Below are 16,495 nucleotides of genomic sequence, written 5' to 3' on the forward strand. Positions count from 1 at the left end.
GAAAAAGATGGAAAAGTCTTATATGTTTATAATTTTATTCCTAGGAGCAATGTTTATGCTTCAATATTTTCTAACATTTTTGCAAATGAATTCATTTAAAGAATATTTTAGAAAATTTATTAAAGAAGGCAAGGTTGCCATAGGAATAAAAAAAGGAGGCTTTAGGTCTGGATCGATAGTTATGTTTGGTGTTGATGAAAATGGAACTATTAGAAACGCCGCATTCATAAACGGGATAACAGTATTTGCCAGATTTAAAGAAAATTGTGACTTTAACAATATTAATATAAAAGATATTGATAAAGAAGTGTTGGCCGGAACAAAATTTCCTAAAAGTTTGAAGCAAGCTATACTAAATGCCAAAGAAAATTATCTAAGAGCAGAAAGAGGAGAAGAAATCCCAATGGCAAAATCTCCACTTCAAAAATTTAGCGGGCTGATAAAAAAGGAAGCAGCATAATTATAAGGAGAAATTATGGATTTTTTAGTTAATTTAGCACAGGGTTTTATCCATTTATTTGAATTAGGTGGAGAAACATTCGTAAGTTGGGTTGGAGGGATTATACCAAAAGTACTTCTACTTTTAGTATTTATGAACTCACTTATTGCAATTATTGGACCAGAAAAAATAAATAAATTTGGAAAAGTAGCATCAAAAAATAAATTTTTGGCATACGGGATACTACCTTTTGTATCAGCCTTTATGCTTGGAAATCCAATGGCTCTTTCTATGGGTAAGTTTTTACCGGAATATCAAAAGCCATCTTACTATGCATCTGGAGCTTATCACTGCCATACCAACAATGGTATTTTCCCACATATCAATCCAGGTGAATTATTCGTATGGCTAGGAATTGCACAAGGGGTTGAGGCATTAGGTTTAGATACAACACCACTTGCAATTAGATATCTTTTAGTAGGTCTAGTTATGAACTTCTTTGCAGGTTGGATAACTGACTTTACAACATCATATGTAGAAAAGCAACAAAACAAAAAATTAAGTAGAACATTAAAAGCGGAGGCATAAAATGACAAAAGTAAAAGTAGTTAAAGGATCAGCTGGATATGGTGGTCCATTAGTTATAGGACCTGAAGGGGACAAAAACGTTTTATTATATATCACAGGCGGTGGGGCAAAACCTCCAGTTGTAGATACAATAAAAGAACTAACAGGATGTGAAATTGTAAATGGATTTAAAACTTCTGTACCAGAAGAAAGAATATTTGCAGCTGTAATTGACTGTGGTGGAACATTAAGATGTGGAATATATCCTAAAAAAGGCATCCCTACACTAAATATAAAGCCAACAGGAAAATCTGGCCCACTTGCTCAATATATAAATGAAACAATATATGTATCAGATGTTGGTCCTAAACAAGTATCACTTGTTGAAGGAGAGTCAGAACCTACAAGATCATCTACAAAAGAAAATGATACAGAAAAAGTTTATGCAGCAAATGAAACAACTGGATCTAAAGAAGAAAAAATAACTTATACAAAGGATAAAAAAGTTTCTCAAACACTTGCAGAACAAAGTAATAATACTTTTATCCAAAAAGTAGGTATGGGAGCAGGAAGAGTCATAGATATATTCTTCCAAGCAGGTAGAGATGCTGTCCAAACTATGATTAATACTATAATTCCATTCATGGCCTTTGTAGCGATGCTTATTGGTATTATTCAAGGTTCAGGATTTGGGGATTGGTTTGCGAGACTCCTTATCCCACTTACAGGAAATGTAGTTGGTTTGGTAATCTTAGGATTTATCTGTTCTATTCCAGTTTTATCAGCACTTTTAGGACCTGGAGCTGTAATTGCTCAAGTAATAGGTACTTTAATTGGATCAGAGATTGCAAGAGGCAATATTGCGCCAAGTTTAGCTTTGCCAGCCTTATTTGCAATTAATACACAAAATGCTTGTGACTTTATTCCAGTCGGTCTTGGACTTGCTGAAGCAGAAGCAGAGACAGTAGAAGTCGGTGTAGTATCAGTCATGTATTCAAGATTCTTAATTGGGGTACCTAGAGTATTAGTAGCATATTTTGCTAGTTTAGGTTTATACGCATAGAAAATAAAAAGGATTTAATAATGAAAACAATTTATGAAAACACAGTAACTAAGGTTGGAAATTCAGTTGATGAATTTGGCAATGAGATGATAATTTTCTTTGGAGATAACGCACCTGAAGAGCTTAGAGATTATTGCTATTCATTAGAATTAAAAGATGTCAATGGAAATATAGAAGTTGGAGATTATGTAGATATTGACGGGGTAAAAGCTAAAATATTGGCGGTAGGAGATGAAGCTCAAGCTAACTTAGAAGGATTAGCTCACTTAACTGTAAATCTAAGTGGAAATGTAGAAGATTTACTACCAGGGGCAGTAATAACAGAAAACGTAGTAATTCCTGAAATAAATGTGGGAACTGAATTTAAAATATTGGAGGCATAAAATGACATGGTTGGGATTAGAAGATAAGGTTGTTCTAGTAACAGGAGCTGCATCTGGTATTGGTAAATCAGTTGTGGAAGGATTGTTAGAAGCTGGGGCAAATGTTATTGCCACAGATATCAATGATAATAAACCAGAGTATAAAGGTGAAAGTGCTGATAATTTATTGTATGTACACTTAGATGTAACTAATAAAGAAAACATCAAAACTGCAATCAATGAATCAGTAGAAAAATTTGGTCACCTAGATGCTATTGTAAATAATGCAGGAATAAACATCCCAAGATTACTTGTTGATCCAAAAGACCCTCATGGAAAATACGAACTTGATGACAGAGTTATTAATCTAGTAACAGATATTAATTTCAAAGGACTAATCTACTGTGCCCAAGAAGCAGCCCGAGTTTTTGTAGACCAAGGTCAAGGTGTTATCATAAATATGTCAAGCGAATCAGGATTAGAAGGTAGCGAAGGCCAATCCATATATGCTGCAACAAAAAATGCAGTCAACTCATTAACTAGAAGCTGGGCAAAAGAACTTGGAAAACATAATGTAAGAGTTGTAGGTGTTGCTCCAGGAATTTTAGAAGCTACAGGTCTTAGAACTTTAGAATATGAAGAAGCATTATCTTATACAAGAGATATTACAGTCGAAAAACTCAGAGAAGGATATGAAAGCACAAAAACTACTCCACTAGGTAGAAGTGGAAAACTTACAGAAGTAGCAAACTTAGTTTGTTTCTTAGTAAGTGATCGTTCATCATATATCCATGGAGTTACTATAAATGTAGCTGGTGGAAAAACTAGAGGTTAATGTGAAATTACTAATAGATGATGCAAATATAGAGAATATAAAATATCTATACGAGTATTTTCCAGTATCTGGGGTTACAACTAATCCCAGCATACTTTTTAAAAATAAAAAAGACCCTATAGAAACTTTAATAGAAATTAGAGAATTTATTGGGGATGATCAGCTCCATATTCAAGTTTTATCCGAGAATGCTGATAATATTGTAAAAGAAGCTAGGCTTTTAAAAGAAAAGTTTGGGGAAAATACTTTTATCAAAGTCCCTACTAATAAAGAAGGTTTAAAAGCTATGAGGCTATTGAAAAATGAGAACACTAAAATAACGGCAACAGCAATTTATAGCCCGACTCAGGCCTTTTTGGCATCATTGGCTGGTGCGGATTACCTAGCCCCATATGTAAATAGAATTGATAATCTAGGATATGATGGCATTGAAACAACGATTAAAATTCAAAATATTTTAGATGAGACTAATCCAGATGCAAAAGTTCTAGCAGCTAGTTTTAAAAATACAAATCAAGTTTTAAAATTGGCAGAATATGGGATAGACACAGCAACTTGTTCTTATGAAGTGTTTGAGAAATTTATAGATGATAGCAATATCAATAAGGCTGTGGATGCTTTTGTAAATGATTTTAAATCAATAAATGAAAGCAAAATATCTTGGATTGATTATTTGAAATAGATTGTTTACGTTTTCTAATAAATCCTATCATGGTATAATAATCATAGAATCTTTTTAAAGGAGTTTGATTATGAAATTTTTCTTAGATACTGCAAATGTTGATGAAATTAAAAGAATCAATGACCTTGGCCTTGTTGATGGGGTTACTACTAATCCTTCTTTGATTAATAAGGCTGGTCGTGATTTTAAGGAAGTTATTTCTGAAATTACTGATTTTATTGATGGGCCTGTTTCTGCTGAAGTTACTGTTTATGATTACGAAGGCATGGTTGAGCAAGCTCGTGATCTTGCTAAATGGGCTGATAATGTTGTTGTAAAAGTCCCTATGACTGAAGATGGGCTAAAGGCTATCCATACTTTAAACAAAGAGGGGATTAAAACTAACTGCACATTGATTTTCTCTGTTTCTCAAGGAATTATGGCTATGAAGGCTGGAGCTACTTTCATATCTCCATTTATGGGTAGAGTGGATGATATGGGTGAGGATGGAGCGCAACTAATTGCTGAACTTCGTGATGTTATTGATATTTACGGATATGAGTCAGAAATTATTGCTGCAAGTATCAGACACATCAACCACCTTGAAAAAGCTGCCCTAGCTGGTGCTCACATTGCGACTATCCCTGGTTCTCTATTTGAAAAATTATGGACACATCCACTTACAACTGCTGGTATTGAAGCGTTTGTAAAAGACTGGGATGCTTTTGAGTCTAGAAATAAATAAGAAATTTTGGGTGGGTCTTTTGGCCCTCCCTCTTTTTTATTTGACTACATAAGGGTATAAAGTTAGTAACTTGTATAAAGGAGAGATTATGTTTAATAAAAATGATGAACGTGCAATTAGTGCCATTCGTGCACTTTCTATAGCTCAAATTGAGGCTGCAAATAGTGGCCACCCAGGTCTTCCTATGGGGGCGGCTCCTATGGCTTATGTTTTGTGGAATAAATATTTAAAGGCAAATCCTAAAAACGCTAACTGGTTTAACCGTGATAGATTTGTCCTATCAGCAGGCCATGGTTCTGCTTTGATTTATTCACTTTTACATTTAGCAGGCTATGATGTAAGTATAGATGATTTAAGGGATTTTAGACAAATTGGAGCCAAGACTGCTGGTCACCCAGAGCGCGGACACATCGAAGGTGTGGAAGTAACTACAGGCCCACTTGGTCAAGGATTTGCCCAAGCAGTTGGTATTGCTATGGCTGAAAAACATTTGGCAGCAATATATAACAAGGATGATGCCCAAATTATTGACCATTACACTTACGTACTTTGTGGTGATGGCGACCTAATGGAAGGCATTTCTTATGAGTCAATGAGCCTTGCAGGTCATTTAAATCTTTCAAAATTAATCGTGCTTTACGATTCAAATGACATTTGCCTAGATGGAGCTACAAATACAACTTTCTCAGAAGATATTCAAAAACGTGCTGAGTCTTTAAATTGGAATTACATTAAGGTAGAAGATGGTAAGGATCTTGATCAGATTTATGAAGCTATAAACAATGCTAAAGGCAATTTCCAAGGACCAACTCTTATCGAAGTAAAAACAATTATTGGATATGGTTCAACCAACCAAGGAACAAACAAAGTTCACGGAGCACCAATTGGTGAAGAAGATTTCCTAAAGGCAAAAGAAATCTATGAATGGACTGAAGATGATTTTAATATTCCAGATGATATTTATGAAACTTTTGCTGATGGCATTGCTAGAACAGGTGAAGAAGAAAACAAAAAATGGGATGAGCTTTTAAAAACATACGAAGAAAAATACCCAGAAGATTACAAAAATCTAATGGCTGGTATAAACCGTGAATTGCCAGAAAACTTTATGGATGAAGTTAAAAAATATTCTTCAGATGATAAAGCAATAGCAACTCGTGCCTCAAATGGGGAAATCATCCAAGACCTTGCAAAAATTAATCCAAACTTCTGGGGCGGATCTGCAGATTTATTCTCATCAAATAAAACAAATATCAAAGATACAGTAGCTTTTACAGACAGAACTCCAGAAGGACGCAATGTTTGGTATGGTGTGCGTGAATTTGCTATGGCAGCAATAGGAAATGGTATTATTGCCCACGGCGGAACATGGCATCACGTTTCAACATTCTTTGTATTTACAGATTATTTAAAACCAGCAATTAGACTTTCTGCATTATCAAAATTACCTTTAACATATGTAATGACTCACGATTCAATTGCAGTTGGTGAAGATGGTCCAACCCATGAGCCAATCGAACAACTAGCTATGATTAGATCTATTCCAGATACAATTATGCTAAGACCAGCTGATGCAAATGAAACAAGACTTGCTTGGAAACTAGCACTTGAATCAAAAGAAAAACCAGTTGTAATGGCTCTTACTCGTCAAAATGTAGGAAACCTAAAAGAAACTGAAAATCTAACAGACATCAACAAGGGTGCATATGTAATCTCTGATAGTGAAGGAGATGCTGATGCAATAATTATTGCAACAGGTTCAGAAGTAGAACTTGCCCTAGAAGCTAAGAAATTATTAGCAGAAAACGGCAAAAACATCCGTGTAGTTTCAATGCCATCTATTGAATTATTTAGAGACCAAGATGAAGCTTACAAGGAAGAAGTTTTACCAAAAGAAGTTACAAAGAGAATCTCTCTTGAAATGGGATCTACTTTTGGCTGGGCAGAATGGACTGGTACAGATGGATTAAATATCGGTATTGATAAATTTGGCCAATCTGGAAAGGGTGATGAAGTAACAGCAGAGTACGGATTTACTCCAGAAAAAGTAGTTCAAAAAATTAATGAAAAATATTTTAGTTAGAAATATTAATTAATAAACTATATCCTCAAATTAATGCAATTTGGGGATTTTTTTGTTTTATTTGCAAGTTTTTATGTTATTATATTAATTAGATAAATAGAAATGAGGAATTGATGCAAAAAGAGAAAAACTTATGGGATTTATTTAAGTCAACCCTTTATCTATCAGCCTTTACCTTTGGTGGGGGATATGTGATTTTATCCCTAATGAAGGAAACTTTTGTAGAAAAATTAGGATGGATTAGCAAGGAAGAAATGATAGATATGACTGCTATTGCCCAATCAGCACCAGGAGCAGTTGCGGTTAATGCTGCAGTTGTCGTAGGATTTGAAACACTTGGCTTACCGGGTATGCTTGTTGCAATCTTAGGAACAATTATCCCGCCACTTATAATAATTTCTTTAATATCAATAGCCTATCAAGCTTTTATAACAAATCGATATATTGCCTTGTTTTTAAAGGGCATGCAGGCTGGGGTGGGGGCTTTGATTATAAAAGTTGTAATCGATATGGCCAAAGATTTACTAAAGACAAAGTCAAAAATCATCCCACTTATAATGATCTTAGCATTTATTTTAGGATTTTTCTTTGATGTAAATGTTGTTTATATTATTGCAACTTTAATTGTAATTGGCGTAATTTATACATTTGTGAAAAGAGGTCAAGATGCTGATTAAATTATTTATAAGTTTTCTTAAAATTGGTCTTTTTTCTTTTGGTGGAGGCTACGCAGCCTTGCCCATAATCCAAGAAGAAGTAGTAGATTTAAATAATTGGCTGACCTTAAGTGAATTTAACGATCTTATTACTATCTCCCAAATGACACCGGGACCTATTGCAATAAATTCTGCAACTTTTGTCGGCACGAGATTGGCAGGATTTCCTGGGGCCTTGGCAGCAACCCTAGGATGTGTTTTGCCTTCAGCAATTATTGTCGGTACAATTTCCTATTTTTACAAAAAATATAAGAATCTCGATGCTATGACCAATATCCTTTATTTTTTAAGGCCAGCTATTGTGTCTATGATTTTGATAGCAGGTGTTCAAATCCTAAGAACTGCCTTTTTTGATACAAATGCAATTTCCATTTCAAATTTGGATTATTTGATGCTAGTCATTTTTGTTGCAGCTCTTTTTGCTATGTATAAATTTAAAACTGACCCTATAAAAATAATGCTAGCAAGTGGGGCAGTCTACTTACTCATTTCTTTAATAAATTTTTAAGGAGATTTTATGCTAGAAAAATTAAAAGATAAAAAAACTGCAATTATTGCAACACTTTTTTCAATGTTTTTGTGGGGTTCGGCTATGCCAGTTATAAAAACTACCTATAAAGAAATGGGAGTTGCACCATCAAATACAGGTTCTCAAATACTAATCGCAGGCTTTAGGTTTTTTCTGGCAGGAGTATTAGCTTTTATTTACTTTAGAGCTTTTAATGAAGAAAAAGTAGACAGAAAAAATATAAATATAAAATACATTATCATACTTTCATTAATTCAAACATCTATCCAGTATATATTTTATTATGTAGGTATGAGCAATACTAGCGGTGTAAAATCATCTATAATACAAGCCACAAATTCTTTTCTAGTAGTTATTATCTCTATTATTATGCTTCCTAATGAGAAGATAAATTTACAAACTATAATTGCTATTATATTAGGTACTTTGGGAATAATAGTTGTAAATGGTGGTTTTACCAATATGAGTAGTGAATTTAAATTTATAGGAGAAGGATTTATTTTAATAGCTACTACATTTAATGCTTTATCTTCAGTTTTTGTTAGAAAATATGGCACAAGTCAAAATGAAATGTTTACTACGGCAAGTCAATTTATAATTGGTTCAATTATTCTTATAATAACTGGATTTTTAACAAAGAAAATAAGTTTAACTCTAACACCACTTGCAATTATTTTAATTATTTATGGCGCTTTTATTTCTGCTACAAGTTACATAATTTGGAATACTGTTTTAAGGTATCATTCTGCCAATGAGATGGGAGTCTATAAATTATTTGTACCTATATTTGGATCCTTGCTCTCAGTCTGGGCCTTACATGAGGAATTTACTTTTGACTTACTAATAGGTTTGATTTTAGTTGTTTTAGGGTCTATTGTTTTAAATTTGGATTCAAATAAAAAAATAAAAAAGATCTCTAATTAGAGATCTTTTTATATAATAAAATCTTTTAGATTAACAAAGACTGGCAAGCTATTTTCATATACCTGCTCAACTTCACCCTTTATTAATGGAAGGGTGTATTTTATTATTTCATTTTCTAAAGTTTTTCTGTCTTTTAGCCAAGTTTCAGGAATTTTCATTTCCTTGTTGGCAATTTTGTCTGGACTTACAGATTCGTAGTAAACTTCATATTCATTTTTATCTTTTCTTTTTAATACAGGGACAAGATTTGTATTGTCTATGCCAAGTTTAGCGGCCATATATCCTAATTGATAGGCTTCATCTGCATCTGTTTTGCTAATTAGATTGCTTGTTCTTTGGACAATAGAAAGTTCTACTGCACGAGATTTGATTTGAAGTTTATTTCTGACCAAATCTGCTAGCCTACTAGCAACTCCTGATACGATTTTGTGGCCAAAGGCATCGTTTTGGTTGGAGAATCTTTCTTCATCTAATTTATTATCTTTATCCCTAAAACCTTCTGCTAGGGCAACTATTAGGTTGTTTTCATATTTTAAAGCTTCTTTTATTTCATCAAATACTTGGTCCAAGGATTTTTTATCCTCTGGCAGATAAACAAGATTTACAACATCCTTGTCTATCCCATAATTTGCACTAAGGGCTGATGCAGCAAGCCATCCTGCGTGCCTACCCATGATTTCTACAAAGGTAACTGATTTTAAATCATAAATGTCAACATCAGTTCTAAGAGTTCTTAAGGTTGTCCCTATGTATTTTGCTGCAGATCCAAATCCCGGAGAATGATCCATGTTCATTAGGTCATTGTCAATAGTTTTTGGGCAACCCATAATATTTATATCAGCGATGTTATTGTCTTTCATATAGTTATTAAGCTTCATAACCGTATCCATAGAGTCATTTCCACCTATGTAGACAAAAGTAGATATTTGATAAGCTTTCAAAGTTTCAAATATTTTCTCATAAATTTCATCATCAAAATTTGCTGGCAGCTTAAAACGACAGGAACCTAAAATAGAAGAAGGCCTAGCCATCAACTTTTCTTTTATATTTTCACTTGTATATTTATCCTTATCCACCTCAGCAATTTCATCATTAATTATCCCCTCAATGCCATGGAGGCTAAGAAAAATTTTATCAAAATCATTTTCAATCCCAGCAGAAATCACACCAGCAAGTGAAGAATTAATAACACTAGTAGGACCACCAGACTGAGCAACTATAATATTCATTAATTATTCTCCTTCTTTTCTAATACTATTACCTTACTATATTTTTTGTGTTTTATCTTAATTACTATTAAATCCATAAAAAAACTAGCTTATCAAGCTAGCTTTTATATTTGACTTAAAAAATCAAATATTTTTTTATAATAAATTTCTGCATCATAAAGTTTGCTTTCGGCATGTCCTGCGCCTTTTGCAATATGTATATCTTTTTTGCCATTGTGGGCTTGGTAGAGTTTTTCGCACATTTTGACTGGGACTAGGCGGTCTTTTGCTCCGTTTATAAAGAGGGTGGGGATTTTTGTTTTTTGCATTGATTCTAGATTTGATTTGAATAAATCGGCACCAATTACTGGTTTTATGAACAAATTTGCAAGAATACCTATGGGTTTGGTCAAAAATTTTAGTCTTTTCGGAAATTGATTGGCATACATTTCAAAATAGCTGGTATAACCGCAATCTTCCACACAGGCGATGACTTCTTTTGGGTTTTCTCCTACTAAAAACATGGCGCTTGCAGCGCCTAATGATTCGCCTTGCAAAACTATTTTGGCATCTGGAAAAGAAGATTTTATCCACTTTATCCGTTCTTTTATATCTTCTTTTTCCTTGATACCATAGGTTGTAAATATTCCCGCGCTATTGCCATGGCCCCTTAGATTTGGAGCAAGAATTGAAAATCCTCTTTTGTAATACTCGTCTGCTATGGTAAACATGGTTTTATTTGTTGCAGTGTAGCCGTGGATTAATATTGCCCAAAGATTTGTATTTTCTCCTAAAAGATATGACCCGCCAAGTTTAGTATTGTCATATGATTTAATAAATACATCTTCCATGCAATTTGCATAGTCGCTTAAGATTTTAAAAACCTTATCCCTATCTTCAAAATGATGTTCGCCAGCGTGTTGATCTATGTTTTCTTTTATATCTGGCCTATAGTCCATATTGCCCAACTTTGCATTTAGCCAAGTGTTTAATTTGGCAATATGGCTGGTTGTTACAAATATTGCTGAAATAACAATAATTGCAAGTAATATTTTTATTATTTTCATAAGCCTCTCCTAAAGACTTAATTTAGTACAAATTTCTCCAAATAATCTGCTATCCCATCTTCATCATTGGATAAGGTAATATAGTCTGCGATTTCTTTTATTTTTTCTACTGCATTGCCCATGGCAACTCCTGTACCGGCAACTTCTATCATGGTTTCATCGTTTAGCTCATCACCAAAGGCAATTATATTTTCTTGGTCGATTCCATAATATTTTGCAATTTCTAAAAGACTCGCTCCTTTTGAAAGGCCTTTTGGCATGATTTCGTAATAAAATCTTTGGCTTCTTACTTGGGCAGTGTGTTGTCCGTAAGTATCTATCAAAAATTCTAGATGTTGTTCAAGTATTTCTGGATCATTGGCAAAAATAATTTTGTTTGGACCAAAATCTAAATTTTCACGAAGTCCTTCTATTGCTTCTGTCTCAACTTTTAATAAATCTCTTTCAACGCCCAAATATTTATTATCTGAATCAGAAATAATCTTATCCCCACTTGGGATAATTATTTCAAGCGGCAAATCCTTGGTAGCGGCTAAGATTTCCTTTGCCAAATCTAAGTCCAATGTATGATTTGAAATTACTTCGCCAGTTTTAAAATTTGTTATGGCTCCTCCATTATAATTTGAAAGCAGTCCTCCATATTTTTCAAATTCTAATTCTTTTGCAAGATATCTTACTCCTGATGTTGGACGTCCAGATACTATTGCCACTTTATGGCCGGATTCTCCAGCCCTTATCAAAGATTCTTTAGTTTTTGGGGAAATTTCATTTTTGCTATTTAAAAGCGTGCCATCTACATCTACTGCAATTAATTTCATATATTAACCTTATTTAGCTTCGATTAACTCATCGCCATGGCTTAAATTTCCAGTTTTTAGGACAGAAATTTCATAATTATCTGGATTTGTAATTATAACTGGTGATTGGGTTGATTTTCCATTTGCTTTGATTTGTTCAATATCAAATTCTAAAAGTAAATCGCCTTTTTTGACATTTTGATCTTGGCTAACTTTTACATCAAAAGGTCCACCTTGAAGCTCAACTGTATCAAGGCCAATATGAATTAAAATTTCAAGGCCACTTTTAGATGTAATACCAAGTGCATGACCTGTATCAGCTACCATTGAAATATTTCCATCTACTGGTGCATAAAGTTTACCCTCAGATGGTATAATCATAGTCCCTTTACCTACAATTTCCTGAGCAAAAACTGGGTCTTCGCATTCGCTAATGTTTTTTGCCTCACCTGTCATTGGTGCATAAACTATATTTTCATTTGTATTTGAGTTTTCGTTATTATCTGCCTTGAATATATCAAAAAGTCCCATAATTTCCTCCTTATGTGCCTAACTTTTTTATATTATACCCATTATTATTATAGGATTTATAGCAAAAAAATATTGATTTGTAACATATGTTACCGATTTTTTTAAAAATCTAGCCTATAATAAGATTGTAGGAAATATTAATACTTGAATTTTAAAAAGGAGTAATATATGTTTTGTTACCAATGTCAAGAAACAGCAAAAAATGAAGGATGTACTATCCAAGGTGTTTGTGGTAAAAAAGAAGATACTGCAAATAGCCAAGACTTATTAATATATGTAACAAAAGGACTTGCTGAAGTTGCTAATAGACTAGGCGAGGACAATGAAAAAGTTTATGAAAAAATTTCAAAAAACTTATTCGTAACAATTACAAATGCAAACTTTGATACAGAAGCTATCTTTAAAATAGTTAAAGAAACAATCAAAATGAAAGATGAACTTTTAGAAAAAATTGAAGATAAAGAAGGTCTATCAGACTTTGCTCTTTTCTCAACAATGGATGATAGCGAATTAGAAAAAAAAGCTATTGAAGTTGGCGTTTTAAATATCTTAAATGAAGACGAAAGATCTCTTACAGAACTAACTACATACGGTCTAAAAGGTATGGCTGCTTATAACCACCACGCAAATGTCCTAGGATATAAAGATGTGGAAGTTGATAGATTTATCGCTAAAGCACTTGAAGAAACAACAAAAGCTGATAAAGAAATTCCAAATCTAATCGATCTTGTAATGGCAACTGGTGAACACGGTGTAAAAGCTATGGCTCTTTTAGATAAGGCAAATACAACAAGCTACGGTCACCCAGAAATAACAGAAGTAGACTATTCTGCAGGCAATAAACCAGGAATCCTTATTTCAGGCCACGACTTACACGATATGAAAATGCTACTTGAACAAAGTAAGGATAGCGGGGTAGAAATCTATACTCACTCAGAAATGCTACCTGCAAACTACTATCCAGAATTTAAACAATACGACCACTTCCACGGAAATTATGGTTCAAGCTGGTGGCACCAAAATGAAGAATTTGAAGCCTTCAATGGTCCAATCTTAATGACAACAAACTGTATTGTACCAATGAAAAAAGACAATACTTACCAAGATAAGATGTTTACATCTGGCCAAGCAGGTTATCCAGGTTGCAAACACATCGAAGCTGATGAAAATGGCTACAAAGATTTTTCAGAAATTATCGAACTTGCTAAAACTTGTGAAGCTCCAACAAACCTTGAAGATTTAAAAGTGGTAGGTGGTTTTGCCCACAACCAAGTTATCCAATTAGCTGATAAAGTTGTAGAAGAAGTTAAAGCTGGAAATATCAAAAAATTCGTAGTAATGGGTGGATGTGACGGTAGATTTAAAGAAAGAAATTACTACTCAGAATTTGCCCAAGGTCTTCCAGAAGACCACGTAATACTTACAGCTGGTTGTGCAAAATATAGATATAACAAATTAGGACTTGGAGATATAAATGGTATCCCAAGAGTACTAGATGCTGGACAATGTAACGACTCATACTCACTAGTTCAAATTGCTCTAGCTTTAAAAGATGCTTTTGGATTAGATGATATCAACGATTTACCAATCGAATACAATATTGCTTGGTATGAACAAAAAGCAGTAATAGTTTTACTAGCATTACTAAGCCTAGGAGTAAAAAATATCCACCTAGGACCAACACTACCAGCATTCTTATCACCAACAGTTGTAGATTTCTTAGTAGAAAACTTTGGTATTGCTCCAATTTCTACAGTAGAAGAAGATTTAGCAACAATGACAGCTTAATAATATATCTAAATCGGGTTCTTATAATAGGACCTGATTTTTTTATATATAAAAATTTTAAAAAATAATGTGCAACAAAATATGAAAACCTTTGCCATTTGTTAAAGATTTTACTATAATTAAAATGGAGGCGAAATTATGGATGATATGCAAAGGGAATTAATTAATATAGTAGGAGAAGATTCCACAAAGGCTATAGGCTGTACAGAACCAGTGGCAGTTGCATATGCAGCAAATATAGCTAGTGATTACATAAATAAAGATGAAATTTCAAAAATAAATTTAAAAGTAAGCAAAAATATTTACAAAAATGGCAAAGCAGTAAAAATACCAAATACGGGAGACCATGGATTGGACCTAGCAGCTAGCCTTGGAGCCTTTACAAGCAAAACCGATAAGGCATTTTTGGTTTTTTCAAATCTAACTGATGATCAAATAAAAAAATCTAGAGAATTTGTAAATGAAAACAAAGTTAACTTAAATTACATAGACGATGTGCCAGACATCTACATAGAAGCAACAATTATTGCTAATAATGACCAAGTTACAAGTATCATTTCACATTCTCACTCCCATATAAGCAAAATAATCAAAAATGGCAATGTTATTTTGGATAATCCATTTATAAAAAATAAAAATTCTGAATTTTCTATTAAGAATATGACTTTTGCAGATTTAGAAAAAATTGTTAGGGACATGGATATAAATGAAATTGACTTTGTTTTAGAAGGTGTGGATGTAAATCTTAAGGCAGCCGAAGAAGGCCTGAAGGGCTATGGAATGGGTCTGGGTAAAAAGTTAAATGAGCTTAAGGAAAATAAAATTTTGCCTGATAATTTTGTAAGTGAAACTAGGATTTTAACTGCAGCTGCAGCTGATATGCGTATGGGTGGCGGCCCTTTTCCAATTATGACATCAGGTGGTAGTGGCAATCAAGGTGTAGGAATTATTTTGCCAGTTTATATGGTTGCAAAACACGAAAATCTGGATGATGAAATTTTAGCACGAGGCTTGTTTTTTGCCCATATAATCAATCGTTATGTAAAAGAATACGCGGGAAAACTTTGTGGAATTTGTGGTTGTGCCATTGGTGCGGCTATTGGTTCATCGGCAGCCATTGCCTTTATGCTAGGTGGTGGACAAAAAGAAATTGCGGGGGCTTGTACAAATATTTTTGCAAATCTTACAGGCATGCTCTGTGATGGGGCCAAGGAATCTTGCTCTATGAAACTTTCTACTAGTGCTGAAGAAGCAATAATTGCAGCCTATCTTTCACTAAATGGTGTTGTAAGTGAAGCAAATGTCGGTGTAGTAGGAGAAAATATTGAGCAAACCATTGCAAATATTGGCAAACTTTCCCACCAAGGTTTTGAGTCAGCAGACAAGACCATCCTTGAGATAATTGATAAATAAAAAAAGACGCATTGAAAAATATTGCGTCTTTTTTTATACTTAAATTGAGGTGAAATATGAATTTAAGAGAAATATCTATATTTAAAGACTTATCCGATGAAGATTTAAAAAAAATAACTAAAAAAACAAGATTTGAAGAAAAAATCTACAACAAAGATTCTCAAATATTTACAGTTGGTGAAGTCACAGGAGCAATGTATTACCTAGTAGAGGGAAGTATTTTGGTTTATAAAATCGATCCAAATGGAAAAAGATTTATAATTAGAAAATTTAATACGCCAGCCATATTTGGAGAAGTTTACTCCTATTTTAACGAGCCCTTTGATTTTTCTGCCCAAGCAGAAACTGACTCCAAAGTCCTAGTAATCCATGATTTTAAAAAACTTTTTACAGATGACACTCCCAAAGATTTTTTGATTGCCTATACCAATGTAGTTTCAAGAAAGTGCTTGCAATTAAGCAGATCCAATCAAATTACCTCCCAGTCAACCCTAAGGCAAAAAATTGCCAAATATTTGATAACTAATGAAGAAAATGGATTTGTAAAAACAAATTTGTCTCGCGAAGAATGGGCAGATATTTTGGCAACAACAAGACCCTCACTTTCTCGTGAACTTTCAAAAATGACAGATGATGGATTGATTGAAATTAAAAATAAGACAATCAAAATACTAAATAAATCTGATTTTGCAGATATTATTTAATAATTATTTAGAATAAAGATTTATTTATAGTTTTTTATCCTAGTAATAGGAGCGATTTAAGAA

The 16,495-nt window shown here is 33.4% G+C and carries 18 protein-coding genes; 14 read left to right on the forward strand and 4 right to left on the reverse strand.

Annotated features, from left to right (window positions below; genetic code table 11):
• The first annotated feature begins 7 nt into the window (after positions 1-7).
• The 11 genes from ACF3NF_RS05145 (at position 8) to ACF3NF_RS05195 (ending at position 8,924) form a co-directional block, all read left to right on the forward strand.
• Positions 8-460, forward strand: coding sequence for a transcriptional regulator GutM (locus ACF3NF_RS05145; RefSeq protein WP_394022474.1), 453 nt, complete (start codon positions 8-10; stop codon positions 458-460).
• Between the two features lie 15 nt (positions 461-475).
• Positions 476-1,027 (forward strand): PTS glucitol/sorbitol transporter subunit IIC, encoded by a 552-nt coding sequence (gene srlA / locus ACF3NF_RS05150; RefSeq protein WP_394022475.1) that lies wholly within the window; start codon positions 476-478, stop codon positions 1,025-1,027.
• A 1-nt stretch (position 1,028) separates the two neighbouring features.
• Positions 1,029-2,069 carry a PTS glucitol/sorbitol transporter subunit IIB gene (gene srlE / locus ACF3NF_RS05155; RefSeq protein WP_394022476.1) on the forward strand — a complete coding sequence of 347 codons (1,041 nt, stop codon included), beginning with the start codon at positions 1,029-1,031 and terminating at the stop codon, positions 2,067-2,069.
• 20 nt (positions 2,070-2,089) lie between these two features.
• Entirely contained in the window at positions 2,090-2,452 is a 363-nt protein-coding gene (locus ACF3NF_RS05160; RefSeq protein ID WP_394022477.1) for a PTS glucitol/sorbitol transporter subunit IIA, read from the forward strand.
• 1 nt (position 2,453) lies between these two features.
• The gene (locus ACF3NF_RS05165) at positions 2,454-3,266 is read left to right on the forward strand and encodes an SDR family oxidoreductase (RefSeq protein WP_394022478.1); all 813 of its coding nucleotides are present in this window, start codon (positions 2,454-2,456) and stop codon (positions 3,264-3,266) included.
• Between the two features lies 1 nt (position 3,267).
• Positions 3,268-3,948 (forward strand): transaldolase family protein, encoded by a 681-nt coding sequence (locus tag ACF3NF_RS05170; RefSeq protein WP_394022479.1) that lies wholly within the window; start codon positions 3,268-3,270, stop codon positions 3,946-3,948.
• Between the two features lie 70 nt (positions 3,949-4,018).
• Entirely contained in the window at positions 4,019-4,672 is a 654-nt protein-coding gene (fsa, locus tag ACF3NF_RS05175) for a fructose-6-phosphate aldolase (protein WP_394022480.1), read from the forward strand.
• Positions 4,673-4,760: 88 nt separating this feature from the next.
• Positions 4,761-6,755 (forward strand): transketolase, encoded by a 1,995-nt coding sequence (gene tkt / locus ACF3NF_RS05180; protein ID WP_394022481.1) that lies wholly within the window; start codon positions 4,761-4,763, stop codon positions 6,753-6,755.
• 113 nt (positions 6,756-6,868) lie between these two features.
• Positions 6,869-7,432 (forward strand): chromate transporter, encoded by a 564-nt coding sequence (locus tag ACF3NF_RS05185; RefSeq protein WP_394022482.1) that lies wholly within the window; start codon positions 6,869-6,871, stop codon positions 7,430-7,432.
• Complete coding sequence (locus ACF3NF_RS05190) at positions 7,422-7,979, forward strand: chromate transporter (RefSeq protein WP_394022483.1); 558 nt, start codon at positions 7,422-7,424, stop codon at positions 7,977-7,979. The genes ACF3NF_RS05185 and ACF3NF_RS05190 overlap by 11 nt, the downstream gene beginning before the upstream one ends.
• A 9-nt stretch (positions 7,980-7,988) precedes the next feature.
• A complete protein-coding gene (locus tag ACF3NF_RS05195; protein ID WP_394022484.1) occupies positions 7,989-8,924 on the forward strand; it encodes a DMT family transporter in 936 nt (311 codons plus the stop codon).
• A gap of 8 nt (positions 8,925-8,932) precedes the next feature.
• Here the strand turns inward: ACF3NF_RS05195 and ACF3NF_RS05200 are convergent, their stop codons facing one another.
• From ACF3NF_RS05200 to ACF3NF_RS05215, 4 genes are all read right to left on the reverse strand, one after another.
• Positions 8,933-10,153 carry a diphosphate--fructose-6-phosphate 1-phosphotransferase gene (locus ACF3NF_RS05200; RefSeq protein ID WP_394022485.1) on the reverse strand — a complete coding sequence of 407 codons (1,221 nt, stop codon included), beginning with the start codon at positions 10,151-10,153 and terminating at the stop codon, positions 8,933-8,935.
• Between the two features lie 104 nt (positions 10,154-10,257).
• A complete protein-coding gene (locus ACF3NF_RS05205; RefSeq protein ID WP_394022486.1) occupies positions 10,258-11,199 on the reverse strand; it encodes an alpha/beta hydrolase in 942 nt (313 codons plus the stop codon).
• A 17-nt stretch (positions 11,200-11,216) separates the two neighbouring features.
• Positions 11,217-12,017: a Cof-type HAD-IIB family hydrolase gene (locus tag ACF3NF_RS05210; RefSeq protein WP_394022487.1), complete on the reverse strand. Its 801-nt coding sequence runs from the start codon at positions 12,015-12,017 to the stop codon at positions 11,217-11,219.
• Between the two features lie 9 nt (positions 12,018-12,026).
• A complete protein-coding gene (locus tag ACF3NF_RS05215) occupies positions 12,027-12,527 on the reverse strand; it encodes a PTS sugar transporter subunit IIA (RefSeq protein ID WP_394022488.1) in 501 nt (166 codons plus the stop codon).
• A gap of 168 nt (positions 12,528-12,695) precedes the next feature.
• On the opposite strand from ACF3NF_RS05215, the gene hcp reads away from it, so the two are divergent.
• The 3 genes from hcp to ACF3NF_RS05230 all read left to right on the forward strand — a co-directional run bounded on the left by hcp (position 12,696) and on the right by ACF3NF_RS05230 (position 16,432).
• The gene (hcp, locus tag ACF3NF_RS05220) at positions 12,696-14,315 is read left to right on the forward strand and encodes a hydroxylamine reductase (RefSeq protein ID WP_394022489.1); all 1,620 of its coding nucleotides are present in this window, start codon (positions 12,696-12,698) and stop codon (positions 14,313-14,315) included.
• Between the two features lie 138 nt (positions 14,316-14,453).
• On the forward strand, positions 14,454-15,728 hold the full coding sequence (locus ACF3NF_RS05225; RefSeq protein WP_394022490.1) for an L-cysteine desulfidase family protein: 1,275 nt from the start codon (positions 14,454-14,456) through the stop codon (positions 15,726-15,728).
• Between the two features lie 56 nt (positions 15,729-15,784).
• Complete coding sequence (locus ACF3NF_RS05230) at positions 15,785-16,432, forward strand: Crp/Fnr family transcriptional regulator (RefSeq protein ID WP_394022491.1); 648 nt, start codon at positions 15,785-15,787, stop codon at positions 16,430-16,432.
• Positions 16,433-16,495: the final 63 nt, after the last annotated feature.

Origin of the sequence: Anaerococcus martiniensis (assembly GCF_043187485.1) — a bacterium.
Taxonomy (GTDB): domain Bacteria; phylum Bacillota; class Clostridia; order Tissierellales; family Peptoniphilaceae; genus Anaerococcus; species Anaerococcus martiniensis.

What these genes read in the sequence shown, in the direction of transcription:
- ACF3NF_RS05145 (WP_394022474.1), top strand. Translation starts at nt 8, where the DNA reads ATGGAAAAGTCTTATATGTTTATAATTTTATTCCTAGGAGCAATGTTT.
- srlA (WP_394022475.1), top strand. Translation starts at nt 476, where the DNA reads ATGGATTTTTTAGTTAATTTAGCACAGGGTTTTATCCATTTATTTGAA.
- srlE (WP_394022476.1), top strand. Translation starts at nt 1,029, where the DNA reads ATGACAAAAGTAAAAGTAGTTAAAGGATCAGCTGGATATGGTGGTCCA.
- ACF3NF_RS05160 (WP_394022477.1), top strand. Translation starts at nt 2,090, where the DNA reads ATGAAAACAATTTATGAAAACACAGTAACTAAGGTTGGAAATTCAGTT.
- ACF3NF_RS05165 (WP_394022478.1), top strand. Translation starts at nt 2,454, where the DNA reads ATGACATGGTTGGGATTAGAAGATAAGGTTGTTCTAGTAACAGGAGCT.
- fsa (WP_394022480.1), top strand. Translation starts at nt 4,019, where the DNA reads ATGAAATTTTTCTTAGATACTGCAAATGTTGATGAAATTAAAAGAATC.
- tkt (WP_394022481.1), top strand. Translation starts at nt 4,761, where the DNA reads ATGTTTAATAAAAATGATGAACGTGCAATTAGTGCCATTCGTGCACTT.
- ACF3NF_RS05185 (WP_394022482.1), top strand. Translation starts at nt 6,869, where the DNA reads ATGCAAAAAGAGAAAAACTTATGGGATTTATTTAAGTCAACCCTTTAT.
- ACF3NF_RS05190 (WP_394022483.1), top strand. Translation starts at nt 7,422, where the DNA reads ATGCTGATTAAATTATTTATAAGTTTTCTTAAAATTGGTCTTTTTTCT.
- ACF3NF_RS05195 (WP_394022484.1), top strand. Translation starts at nt 7,989, where the DNA reads ATGCTAGAAAAATTAAAAGATAAAAAAACTGCAATTATTGCAACACTT.
- ACF3NF_RS05200 (WP_394022485.1), bottom strand. Translation starts at nt 10,153, where the DNA reads ATGAATATTATAGTTGCTCAGTCTGGTGGTCCTACTAGTGTTATTAAT.
- ACF3NF_RS05205 (WP_394022486.1), bottom strand. Translation starts at nt 11,199, where the DNA reads ATGAAAATAATAAAAATATTACTTGCAATTATTGTTATTTCAGCAATA.
- ACF3NF_RS05210 (WP_394022487.1), bottom strand. Translation starts at nt 12,017, where the DNA reads ATGAAATTAATTGCAGTAGATGTAGATGGCACGCTTTTAAATAGCAAA.
- ACF3NF_RS05215 (WP_394022488.1), bottom strand. Translation starts at nt 12,527, where the DNA reads ATGGGACTTTTTGATATATTCAAGGCAGATAATAACGAAAACTCAAAT.
- hcp (WP_394022489.1), top strand. Translation starts at nt 12,696, where the DNA reads ATGTTTTGTTACCAATGTCAAGAAACAGCAAAAAATGAAGGATGTACT.
- ACF3NF_RS05225 (WP_394022490.1), top strand. Translation starts at nt 14,454, where the DNA reads ATGGATGATATGCAAAGGGAATTAATTAATATAGTAGGAGAAGATTCC.
- ACF3NF_RS05230 (WP_394022491.1), top strand. Translation starts at nt 15,785, where the DNA reads ATGAATTTAAGAGAAATATCTATATTTAAAGACTTATCCGATGAAGAT.